This is a genomic window from Brevundimonas sp. FV1ye4L, from assembly GCF_058681255.1.
Map to the genome: position 1 here is coordinate 1,381,454 of NZ_CM178734.1, position 18,704 is coordinate 1,400,157.

The 18,704-nt window shown below is 66.5% G+C and carries 20 protein-coding genes; 14 read left to right on the plus strand and 6 right to left on the minus strand.

Annotated features, from left to right (window positions below; translation table 11 throughout):
- Nucleotides 1-35: 35 nt before the first annotated feature.
- The 5 genes from ACW17X_RS06660 to cysG are packed head-to-tail and all read right to left on the minus strand — an operon-like array spanning nt 36 to nt 5,461.
- The gene (locus tag ACW17X_RS06660; protein ID WP_492100188.1) at nt 36-1,034 is read right to left on the minus strand and encodes a cysteine synthase A; all 999 of its coding nucleotides are present in this window, start codon (nt 1,032-1,034) and stop codon (nt 36-38) included.
- 36 nt (nt 1,035-1,070) lie between these two features.
- Entirely contained in the window at nt 1,071-2,150 is a 1,080-nt protein-coding gene (locus tag ACW17X_RS06665) for a phosphoadenylyl-sulfate reductase (protein WP_492100189.1), read from the minus strand.
- The gene (locus ACW17X_RS06670) at nt 2,134-3,804 is read right to left on the minus strand and encodes a nitrite/sulfite reductase (RefSeq protein WP_492100190.1); all 1,671 of its coding nucleotides are present in this window, start codon (nt 3,802-3,804) and stop codon (nt 2,134-2,136) included. Before ACW17X_RS06670 ends, ACW17X_RS06665 begins: the two co-directional genes overlap by 17 nt.
- Nucleotides 3,804-4,079 (minus strand): DUF2849 domain-containing protein, encoded by a 276-nt coding sequence (locus ACW17X_RS06675; RefSeq protein WP_492100191.1) that lies wholly within the window; start codon nt 4,077-4,079, stop codon nt 3,804-3,806. Before ACW17X_RS06675 ends, ACW17X_RS06670 begins: the two co-directional genes overlap by 1 nt.
- A complete protein-coding gene (gene cysG, locus ACW17X_RS06680) occupies nt 4,076-5,461 on the minus strand; it encodes a siroheme synthase CysG (protein ID WP_492100192.1) in 1,386 nt (461 codons plus the stop codon). The genes ACW17X_RS06675 and cysG overlap by 4 nt, the downstream gene beginning before the upstream one ends.
- 125 nt (nt 5,462-5,586) lie before the next feature.
- Between cysG and gcvA the strand changes: the two genes are divergently transcribed.
- The 9 genes from gcvA to ACW17X_RS06725 all read left to right on the plus strand — a co-directional run bounded on the left by gcvA (nt 5,587) and on the right by ACW17X_RS06725 (nt 14,230).
- Nucleotides 5,587-6,516, plus strand: a complete 930-nt coding sequence (gene gcvA / locus ACW17X_RS06685) for a transcriptional regulator GcvA (protein WP_492100193.1) — start codon at nt 5,587-5,589, stop codon at nt 6,514-6,516.
- Nucleotides 6,517-6,774: 258 nt separating this feature from the next.
- Nucleotides 6,775-7,260: a hypothetical protein gene (locus ACW17X_RS06690; protein WP_492100194.1), complete on the plus strand. Its 486-nt coding sequence runs from the start codon at nt 6,775-6,777 to the stop codon at nt 7,258-7,260.
- Between the two features lie 144 nt (nt 7,261-7,404).
- Nucleotides 7,405-7,896: a hypothetical protein gene (locus ACW17X_RS06695; RefSeq protein ID WP_492100195.1), complete on the plus strand. Its 492-nt coding sequence runs from the start codon at nt 7,405-7,407 to the stop codon at nt 7,894-7,896.
- A gap of 114 nt (nt 7,897-8,010) precedes the next feature.
- Nucleotides 8,011-9,273: an outer membrane beta-barrel protein gene (locus ACW17X_RS06700; protein WP_492100196.1), complete on the plus strand. Its 1,263-nt coding sequence runs from the start codon at nt 8,011-8,013 to the stop codon at nt 9,271-9,273.
- 128 nt (nt 9,274-9,401) lie between these two features.
- A complete protein-coding gene (locus tag ACW17X_RS06705) occupies nt 9,402-10,727 on the plus strand; it encodes an O-antigen ligase family protein (protein ID WP_492100197.1) in 1,326 nt (441 codons plus the stop codon).
- A gap of 102 nt (nt 10,728-10,829) precedes the next feature.
- The gene (gene purB, locus ACW17X_RS06710; RefSeq protein WP_492100198.1) at nt 10,830-12,131 is read left to right on the plus strand and encodes an adenylosuccinate lyase; all 1,302 of its coding nucleotides are present in this window, start codon (nt 10,830-10,832) and stop codon (nt 12,129-12,131) included.
- Complete coding sequence (locus tag ACW17X_RS06715) at nt 12,128-12,652, plus strand: DNA-deoxyinosine glycosylase (RefSeq protein ID WP_492100199.1); 525 nt, start codon at nt 12,128-12,130, stop codon at nt 12,650-12,652. Before purB ends, ACW17X_RS06715 begins: the two co-directional genes overlap by 4 nt.
- Entirely contained in the window at nt 12,652-13,494 is an 843-nt protein-coding gene (gene purU, locus ACW17X_RS06720) for a formyltetrahydrofolate deformylase (protein ID WP_492100200.1), read from the plus strand. Before ACW17X_RS06715 ends, purU begins: the two co-directional genes overlap by 1 nt.
- 106 nt (nt 13,495-13,600) lie before the next feature.
- Nucleotides 13,601-14,230: a fasciclin domain-containing protein gene (locus tag ACW17X_RS06725; RefSeq protein ID WP_492087555.1), complete on the plus strand. Its 630-nt coding sequence runs from the start codon at nt 13,601-13,603 to the stop codon at nt 14,228-14,230.
- 193 nt (nt 14,231-14,423) lie between these two features.
- On the opposite strand, the gene ACW17X_RS06730 is transcribed toward ACW17X_RS06725, so the two are convergent.
- Nucleotides 14,424-14,759, minus strand: a complete 336-nt coding sequence (locus ACW17X_RS06730) for a DUF1476 domain-containing protein (RefSeq protein ID WP_492026188.1) — start codon at nt 14,757-14,759, stop codon at nt 14,424-14,426.
- 278 nt (nt 14,760-15,037) lie between these two features.
- On the opposite strand from ACW17X_RS06730, the gene purC reads away from it, so the two are divergent.
- The 5 genes from purC (at nt 15,038) to ACW17X_RS06755 (ending at nt 18,672) form a co-directional block, all read left to right on the plus strand.
- Nucleotides 15,038-15,796: a phosphoribosylaminoimidazolesuccinocarboxamide synthase gene (gene purC, locus ACW17X_RS06735; protein ID WP_008263270.1), complete on the plus strand. Its 759-nt coding sequence runs from the start codon at nt 15,038-15,040 to the stop codon at nt 15,794-15,796.
- Nucleotides 15,796-16,032 (plus strand): phosphoribosylformylglycinamidine synthase subunit PurS, encoded by a 237-nt coding sequence (gene purS / locus ACW17X_RS06740; protein ID WP_183196009.1) that lies wholly within the window; start codon nt 15,796-15,798, stop codon nt 16,030-16,032. Before purC ends, purS begins: the two co-directional genes overlap by 1 nt.
- Before the next feature lie 120 nt (nt 16,033-16,152).
- The gene (locus tag ACW17X_RS06745; RefSeq protein WP_492100201.1) at nt 16,153-16,848 is read left to right on the plus strand and encodes an NlpC/P60 family protein; all 696 of its coding nucleotides are present in this window, start codon (nt 16,153-16,155) and stop codon (nt 16,846-16,848) included.
- Between the two features lie 54 nt (nt 16,849-16,902).
- Nucleotides 16,903-17,382 (plus strand): YbhB/YbcL family Raf kinase inhibitor-like protein, encoded by a 480-nt coding sequence (locus tag ACW17X_RS06750; RefSeq protein ID WP_492100202.1) that lies wholly within the window; start codon nt 16,903-16,905, stop codon nt 17,380-17,382.
- 75 nt (nt 17,383-17,457) lie between these two features.
- Nucleotides 17,458-18,672 carry an MFS transporter gene (locus tag ACW17X_RS06755; protein ID WP_492100203.1) on the plus strand — a complete coding sequence of 405 codons (1,215 nt, stop codon included), beginning with the start codon at nt 17,458-17,460 and terminating at the stop codon, nt 18,670-18,672.
- The last annotated feature ends 32 nt before the right edge of the window (nt 18,673-18,704 follow it).

An 18,704-nucleotide genomic window follows, 5' to 3' on the forward strand; every position in this document is an offset into this window, starting at 1 on the left:
AGAAGGTCCCCCCCTCCCGCAAGCGGGAGAAGGTCTTAAGCCCACCCCGGAACCGGCAGTCCCTTCGACGTCAGGAACGCCGGATTGAACAGCTTGGACGCATAGCGCGAGCCCGGATCGCACAGGCAGGTGACGATGGTCTTGCCCGGCCCGATCTCGCGGGCCAGCCGCACGGCGCCGGCGATATTAACCCCGGCCGATCCGCCCAGGGACAGGCCTTCGTACTTCACCAGATCGAACAGGATCGGCAGGAACTCGGCGTCTTCGATCCGATAGGCGTGGTCGGGCTTGAAGCCTTCCAGATTGCCGGTGATCCGCGCCACCCCGATCCCCTCGGTGATCGACGAGCCCTCGCCCGTCATCTCGCCCTTGGTGAACCAGTTGAACAGGGCCGCGCCGGCGGGGTCGGCCAGGGCGATGGTCACCTCGGGCTTCTTCTCCCGCAGATAGGCGGCGACGCCCGAGATGGTGCCGCCCGAGCCGACGGCCGAAACGAAGGCGTCGATCTTGCCGCCCGTCTGCTCCCAGATTTCCGGAGCAGTCGTCGCATAGTGAGCGTCGCGGTTGGCGGTGTTGTCGAACTGATTGGCCCAGATCGCCCCAGCCGCCTCGCTCTCGTTCAGCTCGGTCGCCAGACGCCCGGAATAGTGGACGAAATGGTTGGGGCTGGAGAAGGGGGCTGCGTCCACCTCGACCAGGCGCGCGCCCAGCGAGCGGATGGCCGACTTCTTCTCTTCGGACTGGGTGCGGGGCATGACGATGACCACCGGATGGCCCAGGGCGGCGCCGACCAGGGCCAGGCCGATGCCGGTGTTGCCCGCCGTGCCCTCGACAATGGTCCCGCCGGGCTTCAGCGCCCCGGACGCCCGCGCGCCCTGGACGATCGACAGAGCGGCGCGGTCCTTGATCGAACCGCCGGGGTTCATGAACTCGGCCTTGCCCAGGATCTCGCAGCCCGTCTCGTCGGACAGGCGGTTCAGGCGGACCAGCGGCGTATGGCCGATCAGGTCGATGACGGACGGAGTGACAGACACGTTTCAGCTTTCAGGCGAGGTCGAACGGGAGGGGGATCAGGCGGCGACCTGACGCTTGCCTAGGTGGATGCCGCACTCGACCTTGTCCATCCCCGACCAGCGTCCGGCCCGCGCCTCTTCGTCGTCTTCGACGGGGCGGGTGCAGGGCCAGCAGCCGATAGAGCGGTAGCCCTGCTCGACCAGAGGATGACGCGGCAGGTCGTGCGCCTCCAGCCAGGCCTCGACGTCCTCGGCGTCCCAGTCCGCCAGCGGATTGATCCGCAGCACCCCGTCCAGCACCTCGAACGGCTTCAGCTCGGCGCGCGTCGCGGCCTGATAGCGTTTGCGCCCGGTGATGACGGCGTTGAACCCCGCCGTCGCCCGCGCCAGCGGCCGCACCTTCCTCAGGTCGCAGCAGGCGTCGGCGTCGGTCCGCCACAGGTCGTCGCGGGCGTCCAGGCTCGCCTTCTCATTCGCATCCGGCGTCACCAGCCGCACATCGGTCAGGCCCAGGGCCTTGGTCAGCTGGGTGCGATAGGACAGGGTCTGGAGGAAATGCTGGCCGGTCTCCAGAAACACCACCGGCACGTCCGGTTTGGTCTCGGCGACGATGTGCAGCAGGGCCGCCGATTCCGCCCCGAACGAAGATATGGCGCCGACGCGCAGCCCCAGGGCTGGATCCAGCGCCGCCTTCAGGATCTCGGACGCATCCCTGCCCTCGGTCTCGCTGTTCAGCCGGTCGGCCAGCGCTTGCAGATCCGGGTCGTTCGACGCCGCCCGCCGCCTTTGCCAGATGGTCGGCGCCGGATCGACGGCCGGCTGATACGACCCGCTGAACGCCTGATCCATCCGCGCCCAGGCCGCCGTGTCCGCGCCCGGCGCCAGTTCGACCGCGTCAAAACCCGAGCGCCGCAGATGCCGCGCCTGGTCCGGCAGGACCTTGCCCGCCGCGATCAGCCGCCCGGCATAGCCCCGCTCGCGCAGCACCGCCGCCAGCGAGAAGCCGCGTCCGTCGCGAAAGGCGTCGAACTCCAGCACCAGGACGTCGGTCGCGGCGGCGGCCGTCTCGACCTCCTCCAGCGGCGTGGTGACCGACAGCCGCGGGCCGTTCTGAACCCCTTCAAGCGTTTGCAGCATCGAGCGTCTCATAGATGGCGTCGCGGAAGGGATCGGGACCGACGCGGCGCACCGTGTCGATGAACCGCTCGCCCTCGGCGCGGATTTGCAGATAGCGGTCCAGGGTCCGCTGGATCGCCGGCGCGACCTCGTCCGCCGGCAGGCTCTTACCGACGATGTCGCCCAGAGCCGCCTGTTCGTCAGGCGAACCACCGACAGTGATCTGGTAGTATTCCTCGCCCTTGCGATCCACGCCCAGCACGCCGATGTGGCCGACGTGGTGGTGGCCGCAGGCGTTGATGCACCCGCTCATGTTGATGCGGACCGGCCCCAGCCTCTCCTGATAATCCATGTCGGCCAGCCGCTTCGACAGTGCCTGGGCGACCGGGATCGACCGGGCGTTGGCCAGGCTGCAATAGTCCAGCCCCGGACAGGCGATGACATCCGTCGCCAGATCAGCGTTGGCCGTCGCCAGCCCCACCTCCAGCAGCGCCCGCCACAGCGTCGGCACATCGTCCAGCTTCACATGGGGCAGGACCAGATTCTGCTCATAGGCGGCGCGCAGTTCGTCGAAGGCGTAGCGCTCGGCCAGATCCGCCACCGCGTCCATCTGGTCCGCCGTGATGTCGCCCGGCACCCCGCCGACCGGCTTCAGCGACACCACCACCGAGGCGTAGCCCGCCTGGCGATGACGCCGCACATTGTTCCTCGCAAACCGGGCGAAGTCCGGATCGGCCAGCAGGGCGCGGTCGAACGGCGCGCTGGCCTTGGGCAGATCCTCGAACGGCGGCGGGGCGAAATAGGCCTTGATCCGCTCGGCCTCGTCCTCAGGGATCCGCAGGTCTTCCAGGCGCAGGGTGGCGTAGTGCTTGTCCACCTCCTCGCGGAAGGCCTCCAGCCCGACCGAGGCGACCAGGATCTTGATCCGCGCCTTATGGATATTGTCGCGCCGCCCCAGCAGGTTCCACGCCCGCAGGATGGCGGTCAGATAGGCCAGCAGGTCCGCCGCCGGCACGGCCGAAGCAATCTCCTGGCCGATATGGGGCAGACGCCCCTGCCCCCCGCCAACGAAGACGCGGAAGGCGGTCCCGCCATCCGCGCCGCGCACGATCTGAAGGCCCACATCATGGGTCCGGATCGCCGCCCGGTCCTTCTCGCCCCCGATCACCGCGATCTTGAACTTGCGCGGCAGGAAGCTGAACTCCGGGTGGATGGTCGACCATTGGCGGATGATCTCGCACCAGGGGCGCGGATCCTCGATCTCGTCGTCGGCGGCGCCGGCGAAGACGTCGGTCGTGGTGTTGCGGATGCAGTTGCCCGAGGTCTGGATGGCGTGCATCTCGACATCGGCCAGATCGCTCAGGATCGCCGGCAGGTCGGTCAGGGCCGGCCAGTTGTACTGGATGTTCGTCCGCGTGGTGAAATGGCCGTAGCCCTTGTCATAGGTGCGGGCGATATGGGCCAGCTGGCGCATCTGCCGACTGCTGAACGTTCCATAGGGAATGGCGACCCGCAGCATATAGGCGTGGAGCTGCAGATAGACGCCGTTCATCAGCCGCAGCGGCTTGAACTCGTCCTCGGTCAGGGTGCCGGACGCCCGGCGCGCCACCTGGTCCGAGAATTCCTCGACCCGTTCACGCACCAGGGCATGGTCGAACTCGTCATAGCGATACATCAGGCGGGCTCCCGCACCAGGCTGTTGCCCACGGTCGGTCCAGTCGCGCGGATACGCTCCTTCAGCCGGTCCCGGCCCGAAGGCGTATGGTCCTCAACCTCGAACAGATAGGGGTTCACGAAGATGTCGGGTCGCGCAGCGACCTCGGCCAGCACGATCTCCGCCGTCGCCTCATCCAGCACCAAGGCCTGGGCCAGTTGCTCCACCGGCTGATTGCCGGCGCCCGCATAGATGACGCGGCCGTCCGACAGGCGGTTCGCCGTTAGGATCTTCACGCTGCGACCTCGTCTCGCGCATCGATCTGAACCGTCGAGAACGCCGCCGTCTCGCCCACGAACAGCAGAGCGGGCCCGCTCAGGTCTGCGCCCCGCACCAAGGCGCCCAGCCCGTCCAGCCGGCCGGTCAGAACCCGTTCGTCCGGCCGACTGCCGTTCTCGACGACGGCCACGGGGGTCGACGGGGACCGCCCGGCGGCCATCAGACGATCAGCCGTCTCTTCGGCCCGGTCCGTGCCCATATAGATGGCCAGGGTGTGGTTCGGTCCCGCCAGTCGCGACCAGTCGGCCTCGACCCCGCCGGGCTTGGCCTGGGCCGTCACGAAGGTGACCGCCTGGGCATGGTCGCGGTGGGTCAGCGGAATCCCCGCCGAGGCCGCGCAGGCCAGGGCCGCCGTGACGCCCGGCACGACGAAGACCGCCACGCCCGCCGCCCGCATCGCCTCCAGCTCTTCGCCGCCGCGACCGAAGACGAAGGGATCGCCGCCCTTCAGCCGCACGACCCGGTGGCCGGCCTTGGCTTCCTCGATCATCAGGGCCTCGATCTGATCCTGGGGCACCGAATGTTCGCCGCGCGCCTTGCCGACATACAGACGTTTAGCGTCGCGCCGGGCCCGCTCCAGCACGGCGTCCGGCACCAGACGGTCGTGAATAATGACGTCGGCGTCCTGCAACACCCGCAGCGCCTTCAGCGTCAGCAGCTCCGGATCACCCGGCCCCGCCCCGACGATATGGACCACGCCCTGTTCCGGCGCGGCCGAATTCAGCAGCCGCAGCATCTCGCGCCGCGCCTCGGCCGTGCGGCCCGCCGCCGCAAGATCGGCCGCCGGTCCCCGGAAGGCCTTCTCCCAGAACCGACGCCTAGCCATGAAGTCGGGCACATTGGCCTTGACCGTGTCGCGCAACTCCCGCGCCAGCCGGGCCACATTGGCCAGACCGGCCGGCAGCACGCCCTCGATCCGCGAACGCACGTCGCGCGCCAGTATGGGCGCTGATCCGCCGGTGGCGATCCCGATCACCACCTCGTCGCGGTCGATCAGGGCCGGGGTCTGGAAGTCGCTGAGGTGGGGCTTGTCCACCACATTGACCTGAGCCCCCGACGCCCGCGCCAGGGCGCCCAGCCGCGTCAGCTCATCCGCATCGTCCAGCGCCATGAAGACCAGACGCGCGCCCGCCAAGTCGCCGGCGTCCGGCGACCGCAGCAGCGGCGTCGGCGCGGTCAGGGGCGTCTCCATCCGGGGCGGCGCCCCGTCCGGCGTGAACCACAGCAGCTCAGCCGGCGTGTTCAGAAACAGTCGCAGCTTCGCCAGCGCCGGCTCGCCGCCGCCGATGATCACGATCTTTGCGGCCTCCAGCGGGATGGCGGCGAGAAATACACGCATGGGTCTTGCTTTCAGGGTCGCCAGGAGAGGAAGAAGGGACGACGGCAGGACGCGAACCATCGGCTTCCCCATCCAGACCCGCAAACCAGATTGCCTTTGGCTCGCTGATAGGATTTCTAACGGCGATGGCCCGTTCCCTGCTCCCGCTCAACGCCCTTCGCGCCTTCGAGGCCGCCGCGCGTCACCTGAACTTCTCGCGCGCCGCCGACGAACTGGCCGTGACGCCGGGCGCCGTCAGCCAGCAAATTCGCCTGCTCGAGGACATCGTCGGCGGCCCCCTGTTCGTGCGCGAGGCGCGCGGCCTGCAACTGACCGACCTGGGCCGGTCCTCGGTCCCATTGCTGCGCGAAGGGTTCGAACGGCTGATGGACGCCTCGGCCCTGCTGCGCGAACCGCCCCGCCGCCGTCAGGTGTCGATCAGCGTCGCCCCCGGCTTCGCCTCCAAATGGCTGATGCCGCGCATGGACGACTTCCACGCCGCCCATCCCGAAATCGAGCTGTGGATCTCGGCCGACATGGAGCCGGCCGACCTGACCGAGGGCAAGGTCGATCTCGCCGTCCGCTACGGCCCCGGCGACTATCCCGGCCTGACCGTGGACCGGCTGATGACCGAGACGGTCCTGCCCGTCTGCGCCCCGTCCCTGATGGACGGCGAACACCCGATCCGCACACCCGCCGACCTGATGCGCCACACCCTGCTGCACGACATGTCCAACGACGGCGACCCCAGCCGCCCCGACTGGGCCATGTGGCTGAAGGCGCGCGGGGTGCGCCATCCCGACCCGCGCCGGGGCTCGCGCTTCAACCAGTCGGGCCTGTTGATCGAGGCCGCCATGGCCGGCCGCGGCGTCGCCCTGGCCAAACGCACCCTGGCCCAGGCCGACCTCGCCTCGGGCCGCCTGGTCGCCCCCTTCCCCGACGGCTCGGAAGCGGTCGGCTTCGCCTATTCCGTCGTCCAACCCCGCGACCGCCCGCCGTCGCCCAGCGCCACCGCCTTCGTCGCCTGGCTGAAGCGACAGGCCGTGGATCACGACAATACGATGGGGCAGCTCTAAGGCGTTTTAGACCGAAGGCGTTAACCCGCCAGTTCGCACTAACAGCCATCTTCTCTGTTTTGGAGAAAGACGAACTGCTGCGGCTCGAGTCTTGATACAAGACTTGGCGCGGTGCGATGTGGCCGCTTAGAACGTGCCGAAATGCAACAACCGTCTCGCAGAAGGTCAAGGACAAGGAAGGCCGCCCGCCTGGACGGCCGTTGGTTCACGCCCGCGATCCTCGGTCTAAGCCTGATCACTGCGATCGGGGCGGCGGGTATGGCCGCCAGCCTGACCTGGCCCGCGATCCCGTCGCCATTCGGCCTGGCTGCACATCACGAAAAGCGCGCCAATCTCGCCTTGGACACGGACAAGCCGACAACGTTCACGCTTGAACGCGCCGGCCTGGAAAATGAACTTACCCTGGCGGCCGCGCCCACGACGGCGACCGCCTGGCTGCGCGCCGCCTATGTTCGTCAACAGCAGCAGTTAGGCGCCTTGGACGCCGAGAGCCTGCGATATATCGAGACCTCGTATCGCGTCTCCCCGCTTGGCCCCGGGGCAAGCCCTTGGCGAGTGCTGTTCGTATTCGAAAACTGGAACCTGGTGACACCCGCAATAAGGGCGGCGGCGATGACGGAGCTTCGATCATTCGCCGCTCACGACTACAGGGCGCGCGTCCTAGTGAACACCATCAAAAACCCTGCCGGACGGCTGGCCGCCAGACTTGCGATCCGTACGCCCCTTGCAAAAGCCAACTCCTGACAGCGTCGCCAAAGCTCAATAGCCACGTTGACCGACGCATGATCATAACGTCGTTTTTTTCTGTATCAACTCGCAACAATAAACGCTATATTCACCAACAATGAACTGATGGGCTGCCGCAGTCCATGTTCGAAGGGGATCATTATGAAGAACTTCAAGCTTGCACAGGCTGCGCTAGCCGTTGCCGCACTTACCGTTGTGACCGGGCCGGCGATCGCCGCCGATTGGACCGCCGCCGCTCAGGTTAGCGCGTCTTCCACGGTGTCCGTGGCGCAACTGTCCGTTCAACTAAAGGCCGCAGTGACCCAGACGACCGCGAGCTTGGCGGGTCAGAGCCTGTCCGCCGCCGAGGCCCAGGCGGCCTATGAGACGGCGCTGCAGGCCGTTATCGCCGCAAGCGGCGCCTCGCCTGAAGTGGCTTTGGCCGCCATGGAGGCGGCCATGATGGAACTGCAGGCGACCGCTTCGCTTCCGCCGGCAGCCGCCGTCGCCGCTCGGCAGACGGTCCAGGCGATCCGCTCCACCCTGATCTCTGCTCCGGCTGCCACGGGTGGTCAGACCGGCGCCCAAGCCATCGGCGCGCCTCCGTCGTCGGGCGCCGGCGGCGGCGGTCCCGATTACAGCTCGGGCACCTAGTCCTCTGATTTCGAATTAAAGCCGATCCTCCCCGATTTGGCGCCTCAAAGGACCTAAAAGACCATGCGCTTTAAGAGCAGCAATAATTTCCTGCGCGTCGGCGCGGCGTCGATCATGGCCTTCGGCTTCGCCGCCGTCGCCTCTGATGCATCGGCCCAGTCGATTGCGTCCGCACAGTCCCAATCCGTGGACATGTTCGCCCGTGATCGCGGGGTCGGAGTTCGTGAACGCGCCAAGCCCGAGTATGAAGCGCTTGGGATTGCCTCGGGGGCCTTCACCATCTTCCCGAAGGTTCAGGTCGATGCGGAATACAACAACAACATCTTTGCCTCGAGCTCAGATGAACAGGACGACGTCGTCTTCCGCATCCAACCCGAAGTCTCGATCGAATCCGACTGGTCTCGGCATGCTCTGCAAGCCTTCGCCAACAGCGTGATCAGCCAGCACGTCGATTTCGATAGCGAAGACACGACGGACTGGACCGTCGGCGCCAATGGCCGTCTTGACGTTGTGCGCGGCTCATCGGTGAGCGGCGGCGCACAGTACGGCCACCTGACGGAACCGCGGACCTCCACCAACACGGCCCAGTCTTCGGTCAACCCGATCGAATATGATCAGGCCTCTGCCTATCTCAGCGCAGTGCGGTCGAAGGGTCGCGTACGCGTGTCCAGTCGCGCCGATGTAACCTCTTTCGAATATGAAGATGGCCGGACGGCTGCCGGAGACATAATCGATCAGAGCGCGCGCGACCGCACCACCTTCTCGCTCGCGGGACGTCTCGACTACGCCCTCAGCCCGGCCACGGCTGTCTTCGGACAGATCACGGGCAACGAGAAAGACTATGATCAAGGGACCAGCACCACGCCGGCCCGAGACTCGTCGGGGTATGAAGCCCTCGTCGGCGTCAATTTCGAACTGGGCGCCGTCAGCCGCGGCGAAGTCGCAGCCGGCTACATCAGCCAGAGCTATGACGACGCCGCCTATTCGGACATCGACGGCTTCGGCGGTCGCGCTCAGCTTGAGTGGTTCCCCACCGAATTGACCACGATCACGGCTTCGGCCTCGCGCACCATTCAGGACGCGGGCATTGTTGGATCCGCTGGCTATCTGAGCTCGCAGGTCGGCGGCAAGATTGATCATGAGCTGATGCGCAACGTGATCGTCAGTGGCCAGCTCAGCTACAGCAAAGACGACTATAATGCAGTGGATCGCGACGACCAGCGTGTCACCACGTCGCTGGCCGCCACCTATCTGATCAACCGCTATTATGGCGTCACCACCACGGTCTCCTACCTCGACCAAAGCTCCGACGGCGCTCTGGCCGGCCCCAGCTATGATGTGACGCGCCTGTTCGTTTCGCTCGTCGGCCAGTTCTGATCTCGGAAGACGACGCACAGATGAAGGCCGAACTCGCCGTCGTGTCCGATGACGGCGCTTCCGGAAAAACTAGACGGCGCAGACGCAGTCGCCCTGCCGCCACAGCCCCAAATCGACAGCCCGTCGATTTGGGGCTGTCTGATTATGTGCTGTTGGGCGTCCCGGTGCTGGTGTTCACTTTCGCCCACCTCTTCGGCGGCGCGGCGGATCCCACGGCGGCCCTGTGGTTCACCGCGATCATTGCTCTTCTTTTGCCCGCAGCCGTCTTCTTCGGAGAGCGCCGAAGCGAAGTAGGCCTGATCTGGCCTGGACGGCCTGTCGCCGTCCTGTTCCTTCTGGTCATCCTCGTCGCCCTCTGGACCCTCGTAGCGCCAGCGCGCGGAACCTCGACCCCGTGGGCGGCCATAAACGGGCCGGGCGCCATCGCTTGGGATAAGTCCTCGACGACTATTGAAATCGTCAAACTCTGCGCCCTTGCCAGCCTTTTCGGTCTGGGCTGTTTCGACGGCGTTCGGCGGCGCCGCGTTACGGCGGCGCTTCGCGTCATCCTCGTCGTCGGTGCGGCATGGGCGGCCTTTGGTGCAGTCGTCATGCTCGGTGGTTTCACCGGCGACCTCCCTGGCCTCCATTTCGATTTCGGGGGGCGCCTGTCCGGCGGCTTCCTGAGCGCCAACAGCGCCGCGTCGGTCTATGGGGTGCTGCTGGTGCTCTGCGTGGCCATGCTGGCCCGCGCCGTCCGCAATCTGAGGCTTGGGCGCAGCCCTCAGCGCACTCTGGCCCTTGCAGCGGCTATAGGCGGCGCCCTGCTGTTCACCACCTGCCTCCTGTCCACGGCCTCGCGCATGGGGGTGACGGCCACCGCCATCGCGGTTGCGGCCTTCCTCATTTGGGAAAGTCTGAGCCGAAAGGAAATCCCGTCCCGCCGGCTGGTCCTCCTGACCCTCGCCGGCGCCGCGGTCGCGGCGCTGGTCATCGGCGGCGCCGACACCCTCTGGACCCGTCTCGAGAGCGTGGACTCCGATTCCGCGACGCGGAACGTCATATTCTCGGTGCACTGGAACGCCTTCCTCCAGTCCCCCCTGTTCGGTCATGGCCTGGGCAGTTTCAGCGCGATCAACTCCCAAAAGATGACGCCTGAGAATTTCGGCGCCCTGCGGACGATCGGCGCCACCCACAATGTCTACATCCAGTGGCTCGAAGAGGCGGGCGTCCTGGGCGCCCTGCCTATGTTCGCCCTGATTGCATTGATCATCGGCACCGCCATCCGGCGCGCCGCGTTGCAGGATACGGGCGCCACACTTCAACGGGGCTTGATCGCCGCCAGTCTGGTTCTGCTGATCCACGGCACGACCGACTATGCGATCCAGGTGCCCTCTATCACGGCCTTCTGGGCCTATCTGCTGGGCCTGCAGTTCACCTATGGCAAGGCGCGCGCCGGCAAGACGTCGGCCTGACGCGAACCAAAGCGGCCCCATTCGGCTGGAATCCCGGGTTTTTGCGGGGGCCGCCGCCACAAACCTTGACTCCCGACCGCCCCGGACCGACACGACCGGCCCATGATCACCCGCTATTCCCGCCCCGCCGCCGCCGCCATCTGGTCGCAAGAGACCAAGTACAAGATCTGGTTCGAGATCGAGGCCCACGCGGCGACCAAGATGGCCGAACTGGGCGTCATCCCTCAGGAGGCGGCGGACGCCATCTGGGCCAAGGGCAAGGACGCGACCTTCGACGCCGACCGCATCGACGAGATCGAACGCACCACCAAGCACGACGTCATCGCCTTCCTGACCCACGTCGCCGAGATCGTCGGCGACGAGGCGCGCTTTCTGCACCAGGGCATGACCTCGTCGGACGTGCTGGACACCTGTTTCGCGGTCCAGCTGGCCCGCTCGTCGGACCTGCTGATCGACGGCGTGGACCGCGTCCTGGCCGCGCTGGAGACCCGCGCCAAGGAGCATAAATACACCCCGACTGTCGGCCGCAGCCACGGCATCCACGCCGAGCCCGTGACCTTCGGACTGAAGCTGGCCGGCTATCACGCCGAGTTCCAGCGCGCCAAACGCCGCCTGATCACCGCCAAGGAAGAGATCGCCACCTGCGCCATCTCCGGCGCCGTCGGCACCTTCGCCAACGTCGATCCGGCCGTCGAACAATATGTCGCCGACCAGATGGGGCTGCAGGTCGAGCCGGTCTCGACCCAGGTCATCCCGCGCGACCGCCACGCCGCCTTCTTCGCCGCCCTGGGCGTCGTCGCCAGTTCGGTCGAACGCCTCGCCGTCGAGATCCGCCACCTGCAGCGCACCGAGGTGCTGGAAGCGGAAGAGTTCTTCGACAAGGGCCAGAAGGGCTCGTCGGCCATGCCGCACAAGCGCAACCCCATCCTGACCGAGAACCTGACCGGCCTGGCTCGTCTGGTCCGCTCGGCCGTGACCCCGGCGATGGAAAACGTCGCCCTGTGGCACGAGCGGGACATCAGCCATTCGTCGGTCGAGCGCGGCATCGGCCCCGACGCCACCATCCACCTGGACTTCGCCCTGCAGCGTCTGGCCAATGTGGTCGAGCGGCTGAACGTCTATCCCGAGAACATGCAGGCCAATATCGACCGCCTGGGCGGTCTGGTGCATTCGCAGCGGGTCATGCTGGCCCTGACCCAGGCGGGCATCTCGCGCGAGGCCGCCTATGCCGCCGTGCAGGAGAACGCCATGAAGGTCTGGCGCGGCGAAGGCGCCTTCCTGGACTTCCTGAAGGCCGACGAACGCGTCACCCTGCCGGCCGAGCAGCTCGAAGCCCTGTTCGACCTCGGCTACCACACCAAGAATGTGGACGTCGTGTTCAAGCGGGTGTTCGGCGAGGGGTGAGCCCCCAGCCGCAAGACGACCGCCGCATCGGCTTCCTCCCTGTCGTCGATGCGGACACCCGCCTGCTGATCCTCGGCAGTCTGCCCGGCGACGCGTCTTTGAAGGCGGCGCAATATTACGCCCATCCGCGCAATGGGTTCTGGCCCCTGATCGGCGGCGTGCTGGATGAGCCCATGGCCGCCCTGCCCTACGCCGACCGGCTGGACCGGCTGAAGGCGCGCGGCGTCGGCCTGTGGGACGTGATCGCCTCGGCCCAGCGATCCGGCAGTCTGGACGCGGCGATCCGGTCGCACGAGGCGGCGGATCTGCTCGGTCTTGTGGAGAGCTTACCCGAACTGAGGGCCGTGGCCTTCAACGGCGGTCTCGCGGCCAAGCTGGGACGGCGAATCCTAACGGGCCTCGACGGCGTCGCCTTGGTCGATCTGCCGTCCTCCAGCCCCGCCCATGCAATATCCTTGTCGGCAAAGGCGGCGAGCTGGGCCATACTGGGCGACTTTCTCCCGGATAAGCCTGCCGCCTGATGATCCTGACCCTTTCCTGCCCAGACCGCCACGGCATCGTCGCGGCCGTGTCCGCCTTCCTGCTGGAGCGAGACGCCAACATCTCGGACGCTCAACAGTTCGGCGACGCCTCCAGCGCCACCTTCTTCATGCGCGTGGTGTTCGAGCCGCGCGAGGGCGACGCCCATGAGGCGATCCACGCCGCCTTCGCGCCTCTCGCGGAGCGTTTCGCCATGGACTGGACCCTGCGGGGCCCTGAGCCGCGCAAGGTGATGATCCTGACCTCGCGCTTCGACCACTGTCTGGCCGACCTGCTGTACCGCTGGCGGATCGACGAACTGCCGATGGAGGTGACGGCCGTCGTCTCCAATCACCCCCGCGAAATGATCGGCCATGTCGATCTGGGCGACCTGCCCTTCCATCATCTGCCCGTCAGCGCCGCCGACAAGCCGGCGCAGGAGGCGGAACTGCTGCGCCTGATCGAAGAGACCGGCACGGAACTGGTCGTACTGGCGCGCTATATGCAGATCCTGTCCGACGACCTCAGCAGCCGCCTGACCGGGCGGTGCATCAACATCCACCACTCCTTCCTGCCCGGCTTCAAGGGCGCCCGCCCTTATCACCAGGCCCATGCACGCGGGGTGAAGGTCATCGGCGCCACCGCCCACTATGTCACGCCCGACCTGGACGAAGGCCCGATCATCGAACAGGACGTCGAACGGATCAGCCACCGCGACACCCCGGAAGATTTGATCCGCAAGGGTCGTGATATCGAGCGACGCGTCCTGGCTCGCGCGGTCCGAAGACATCTCGAGGACCGGGTTTTGCTGCACGGCACAAAGACCGTCGTGTTCGAAGACTGAATGGCCAAGCTGCGTCCTCTTGTCACGCCGCACGCATCCTTTAGGTGAACTCGAACGTAACCTTGTCGTGACCGCCACAGCGCGGGCCAACAGGGAACGAAACACCATGACAAATCTTCGCACGCTCATGCTCGTCGCCGTATCCGGCGGGGCGCTGATGGCGCTCGGCGCCTGCAACAACAACGAAACCACCACGCCCGCGGACTCCACCGCCATGGCGCCGGCCGAAGGCGCGGCCATGGCCCCCATGGGCGCCGACCCGATGGTGGGCGGCGCGGCCATGAGCCCGAACGAGACCATCGTCGCCAACGCCTCCAAGGCGTCGAACCTGTCCACCCTGGTCGCCGCGGTTCAGGCCGCAGACCTGGTCGAGACTCTGCAGGGCCCCGGCCCCTTCACCGTCTTCGCCCCCGACAACGCCGCCTTCGAGAAAATTCCTGAAGCCACCCGCACCGCCCTGCTGCAACCGGCGATGAAGGACGACCTGACCAAGATCCTGACCTATCACGTCGTCGCCGGCCGTCTGACCGCAGCCGACATCGCCAGCCAGGCCCAGGCCAACGGCGGGACCGCCACCCTGGAGACGGTTCAGGGCGAGGAACTGAAGGTCGCGGCAGGTCCGAACAACACCTGGGTCATCACCGACGCCAAGGGCGGCACGTCCACCATCACCCAGGCCGACGTGGCCCAGTCGAACGGAATGGTCCACGTGATCGACACGGTGCTGATGCCGTAAAAAATAATATCAGTCCGGTCGGAACGGGCTGAAACCAAATCCGGCGTCTCGTGTTCTTCAAGGGCGCGAGACGCACAGTACGCCGGGTCAGACATCCCCCAACGTCCCCGGCAAAAAGAAAGGGCCGCACTTTCCCCCGGGTGCGGCCCTTTCGACGTCTGCGATCAGGCCAGAAGGCCGATGTCTCTGATGATTATTCGCTGCGCGGCTCGCCGGCGCGAATCTGCTCGCGGGCGATGGAGGCCAGCTCGTCGATCTTGGAGCGAATCTCGCCCTCGGACACTGACAGGCCCGAGGCCTTGAAGTCACCGGCGACCTTGCGGAACACGTCCTCGTCGCCCGGCTGCTCCATGTCGGCGCGCACGATGGCGGCGGCGTACTGGTCGCTGCTTTCGGCCGACAGGCCCATCTTTTCGGCCGCCCAGTGGCCCAACATCCTGTTGCGCCGGGCGATAGCCTTGAATTCCTGCTCCTGATCGAGGGCGAACTTGGCCTCGAAGGCCTTTTCCCGATCGTCGAAGGTCGTCATGTCGCCAGCATAGCTCCGCACGCCCCGCTAACCTCGGGGCAAGCGCCGTCTATAGCTGGACCGCGCCTGAACGCAACATGACTTCCGTCGCACCCTCGCCGATCGGCTTTACGGCTCCGCCTTATTTGTATCGGGAGCCGCCTTAAGCTAAGGAGACCGCGAACGAGATTGACTGCCCGAACGATTCCGAAACGCGCCGCCAGGACCGGGTCTTCCCCTTTCCACCATGGCCGCGCGATTTTTGTTTCTGGAGGGCGCCCGTAAGCCGGGACCGGATTATGAACAGCAAGCGCAAGAAGATTTACGAGGGCAAGGCCAAGATCCTTTACGAAGGACCCGAGCCCGGCACCCTGATCCAGTATTTCAAGGACGACGCCACCGCGTTCAACGCGCAGAAGAAGGCGGTCCTCGAAGGCAAGGGCGTGGTCAACAATCAGATCAGCGAATTCATCATGTCGCGCCTGAACGGCATCGGCGTGACCAACCACTTCATCAAACGCCTGAACCTGCGCGAGCAGCTGATCCGCGAAGTCGAGATCATCCCGCTGGAAGTCGTCTGCCGCAACATCGTCGCCGGCTCGATGAGCCAGCGCCTGGGCATCGAAGAGGGCACGCCTCTGCCCCGCTCGATCATTGAATTCTACTACAAGAAGGACGAGCTCAACGACCCGATGGTCACGGAAGAGCACATCACGGCCTTCAACTGGGCCTCGACCCAGGAACTGGACGACATCCTGGCCATGACGGTGCGGGTCAACGACTATCTGTCGGGCATGTTCGGCGCGGTCGGCATCACCCTGGTCGACTTCAAGATCGAGTTCGGCCGCATCTGGGAAAACGACTTCAGCCGCGTCATCCTGGCCGACGAAATCAGCCCGGACAGCTGCCGCCTGTGGGACGCCACGACCGGCGAAAAGATGGACAAGGACCGCTTCCGCCGCGACCTGGGCAATGTCATCGAAAGCTACACCGAAGTCGCGCGTCGCCTCGGCATCATGAAGGGCATGCCGACTGTGATTCAGGGAGGGCTGCACTAGTGGCTAAGGTCAAGGTTCACGTCTTCCTCAAGCCCGGCGTCCTGGACGTCCAGGGCAAGGCCGTCGAAGGCGCCCTGCAGGGTCTCGGCTGGGCCGGCGTGTCCAACGCCCGCGTCGGCAAGCTGATTGAGTTCGACCTCGCCGGCGCCGAAGATCCCCAGGCCGAGGCCAAGAAGATGTGCGAACAGCTTCTGGCGAATACGGTTATCGAAGGCTACCGCATCGAGGCGGCCTGAGGCGCACGAGCCGAAGGCTTTACGGACCCGGCTTCGTTGCAAACCTAGCGCAAAACAACTTTGAGTTGACTTAAGCCAATTTGACAACCATCGTTCTCCCAATCCTTGGGAGAACAACCAATGACGTTCACCGATATCCAACAGGCCCTGAAATCTCAGGGCTTCGATCCCGGTCCGATCGACGGCGTCTGGGGGACGCGGACCGCCGCTGCGGTTCGCGCCTTTCAGGCCAGCAAGGGCCTGACGGTCGATGGCATAGTCGGCCCGCGCACAGCTGCGGCCTTGGGGCTCGACGCCACGGTGACTAACCCCCTGGTGGACCCGTCGCTGGTCTGGTTCCAGGCCGCTTGGCGTCTGCTCGGTACAAAGGAAGCGCCGGGGACCGCCAACAATCCCGACATCCTGCAATGGGCGTCGGCCCTGGGCATCCCGTACAAGGGCGACGACGTCGCCTGGTGCGGTCTTTTCGTCGCCCACTGTATCGGCTCGACCCTGAGCGCCGAACCCCTGCCGAACAACCCGCTCTCCGCCCGCAACTGGTTGAAGTTCGGCGTCCAGACGACCGGGCAAGCCGGGGCCGTCGCCGTCTTCTATCGCGGCGATCCGAACGGCTGGCTGGGCCACGTGGCCTTCTACATGGGTCAGGACAATGAGGCCTATCATGTCCTGGGCGGCAATCAGTCGAACGCCGTCAGCGTGGCCCGTATCGCCAAGGATCGGCTCCTGGGCTTCCGCTGGCCTTCGACGGTCCCGCCGGGATCCGGCAAGCCCGTCCTTCTGACCCCCAGCGGGCAGCTGTCGACGAACGAGGGCTGAGCTTTCCGTTCGGGATCAGGATGACTAGTTTTGGCCTCCCTATCGGAGCGCCCCATGACCTTCACCCTCACCTCCACCGACATTCAGGACGGCGGCGTCCTGCCCGACGCCCAGGTCCACGCCAAGGGAAACACCTCGCCTCACCTCGCCTGGTCCGGCGCGCCCGAGGGCACGAAGAGCTACGCCGTGACCTGCTATGACCCCGACGCCCCGACCGGTTCGGGCTTCTGGCATTGGACGGTCGCCAACCTGCCCGCCGACGTGACCGAACTGGCGACCGGCGCCAGTTCGCCCGACGGCCACCTCCCGCTCAGCGCCGTCCAAGGCCGCACGGACTTCGGCAAGGCCGGCTTCGGCGGCGCCGCCCCGCCTCCGGGCCACGGCCCCCACCGCTACATCTTCACCGTCTTCGCCGTGGACGTGGACCGGCTGGACGTGACCGCCGACGATTCCGGCGCCGTCTTCGGCTTCAACCTGTATTTCCACACCCTCGCCAAGGCCTCGATAACGGCGACCTACGAAAACCGCGGCTGACGCGGTTGATCCGGAGAGGAGGCGACCTATGTTGCATCGCAGCATTTCCCTCCCCCCCCCTCATGGATCGTTTTTATGGCCGCTGGCGGCGCCGTCGTTGAGTCCGACACCCCTTACCGACCCATGGCCGCCGGCCAGGTGGCCCTGGTCCTGATCGCCCTGGCCATGGGCGGCTTCGCCATCGGCGTGACCGAGTTCGCGGCCATGAGCATCCTGCCCGACTTCGCCGCCGGCCTGGGCGTTGACGCCCCGACCGCCGGTCATGTCATCAGCGCCTACGCCGCCGGCGTGGTCGTCGGGGCGCCGATCCTGGCGGTGCTGGGCGCACGCAGCCCGCGCTGGCTGCTGCTGATCGGCTTCATGGCCCTGTTCGCCATCGGTAACGGTCTATCGGCCCTGGCGCCGACCTATGAGTGGATGCTGGTCTTCCGTTTCCTCAGCGGCGTGCCGCACGGCGCCTATTTCGGCGTCGCAGCCCTAGTCGCCGCCTCGGTCGTGCCGCTGCGCCTTCGCACCCGCGCCGTCTCGACCATCCTGATGGGCCTGACGGTGGCGACCGTGATCGGCGTCCCCTTCGCCAATATGATCAGCCACGCCTTCGGCTGGCGCTGGACCTTTGCGATCGTCAGCGTCCTGGCCGTGATCACCATGGGTCTGGTCGCCCTGTTCGCCCCGCGCGATCCGGCCCACGCCGACGCCAGCCCGATGCGCGAACTGGGCGCCCTGAAGCGGAGCCAGGTCTGGCTGACCCTGGGCGTCGGCGCCATCGGCTTCGGCGGCATGTTCGCCGTCTACGCCTATCTGGCCTCGACGCTTCAGGCGGTGACCGGCGTGGGGCCGGAGATCCTGCCCTGGGTCTTCGCGGTCTTCGGCGTCGGCATGTTCCTGGGCAATATCCTGGGCGCCTGGGCCGCCGACCGGATCGGCTTCCCCGCAGCAGGCGGCCTTCTGCTCTGGAGCGCCGCCGCCCTGGCCCTCTACCCATTCGCCGCGCCGCACCTGTGGGCGGTCATGGTCGTCGTCTTCCTGATCGGCGGTGGCGGCGGCCTGGGCTCCATCCTCCAGACCCGGCTGATGGACGTCGCCGGCGACGCCCAGACCCTTGCGGCCGCCCTGAACCACTCCGCCTTCAACACCGCCAACGCCATCGGCCCCCTACTGGGCGGCATGGCCATCGCCGCCGGCTACGGCTGGACCTCGACCGGCTGGGTCGGCGTCGGCCTGTCCCTGGGCGGGTTCGTTATCTTCCTGGTGGCCTGGCTGACAGGGCGGAAGCACGCGACGGCCTGACAAGCGAAAAGAACCCTGCTAAAGGCCCGCGC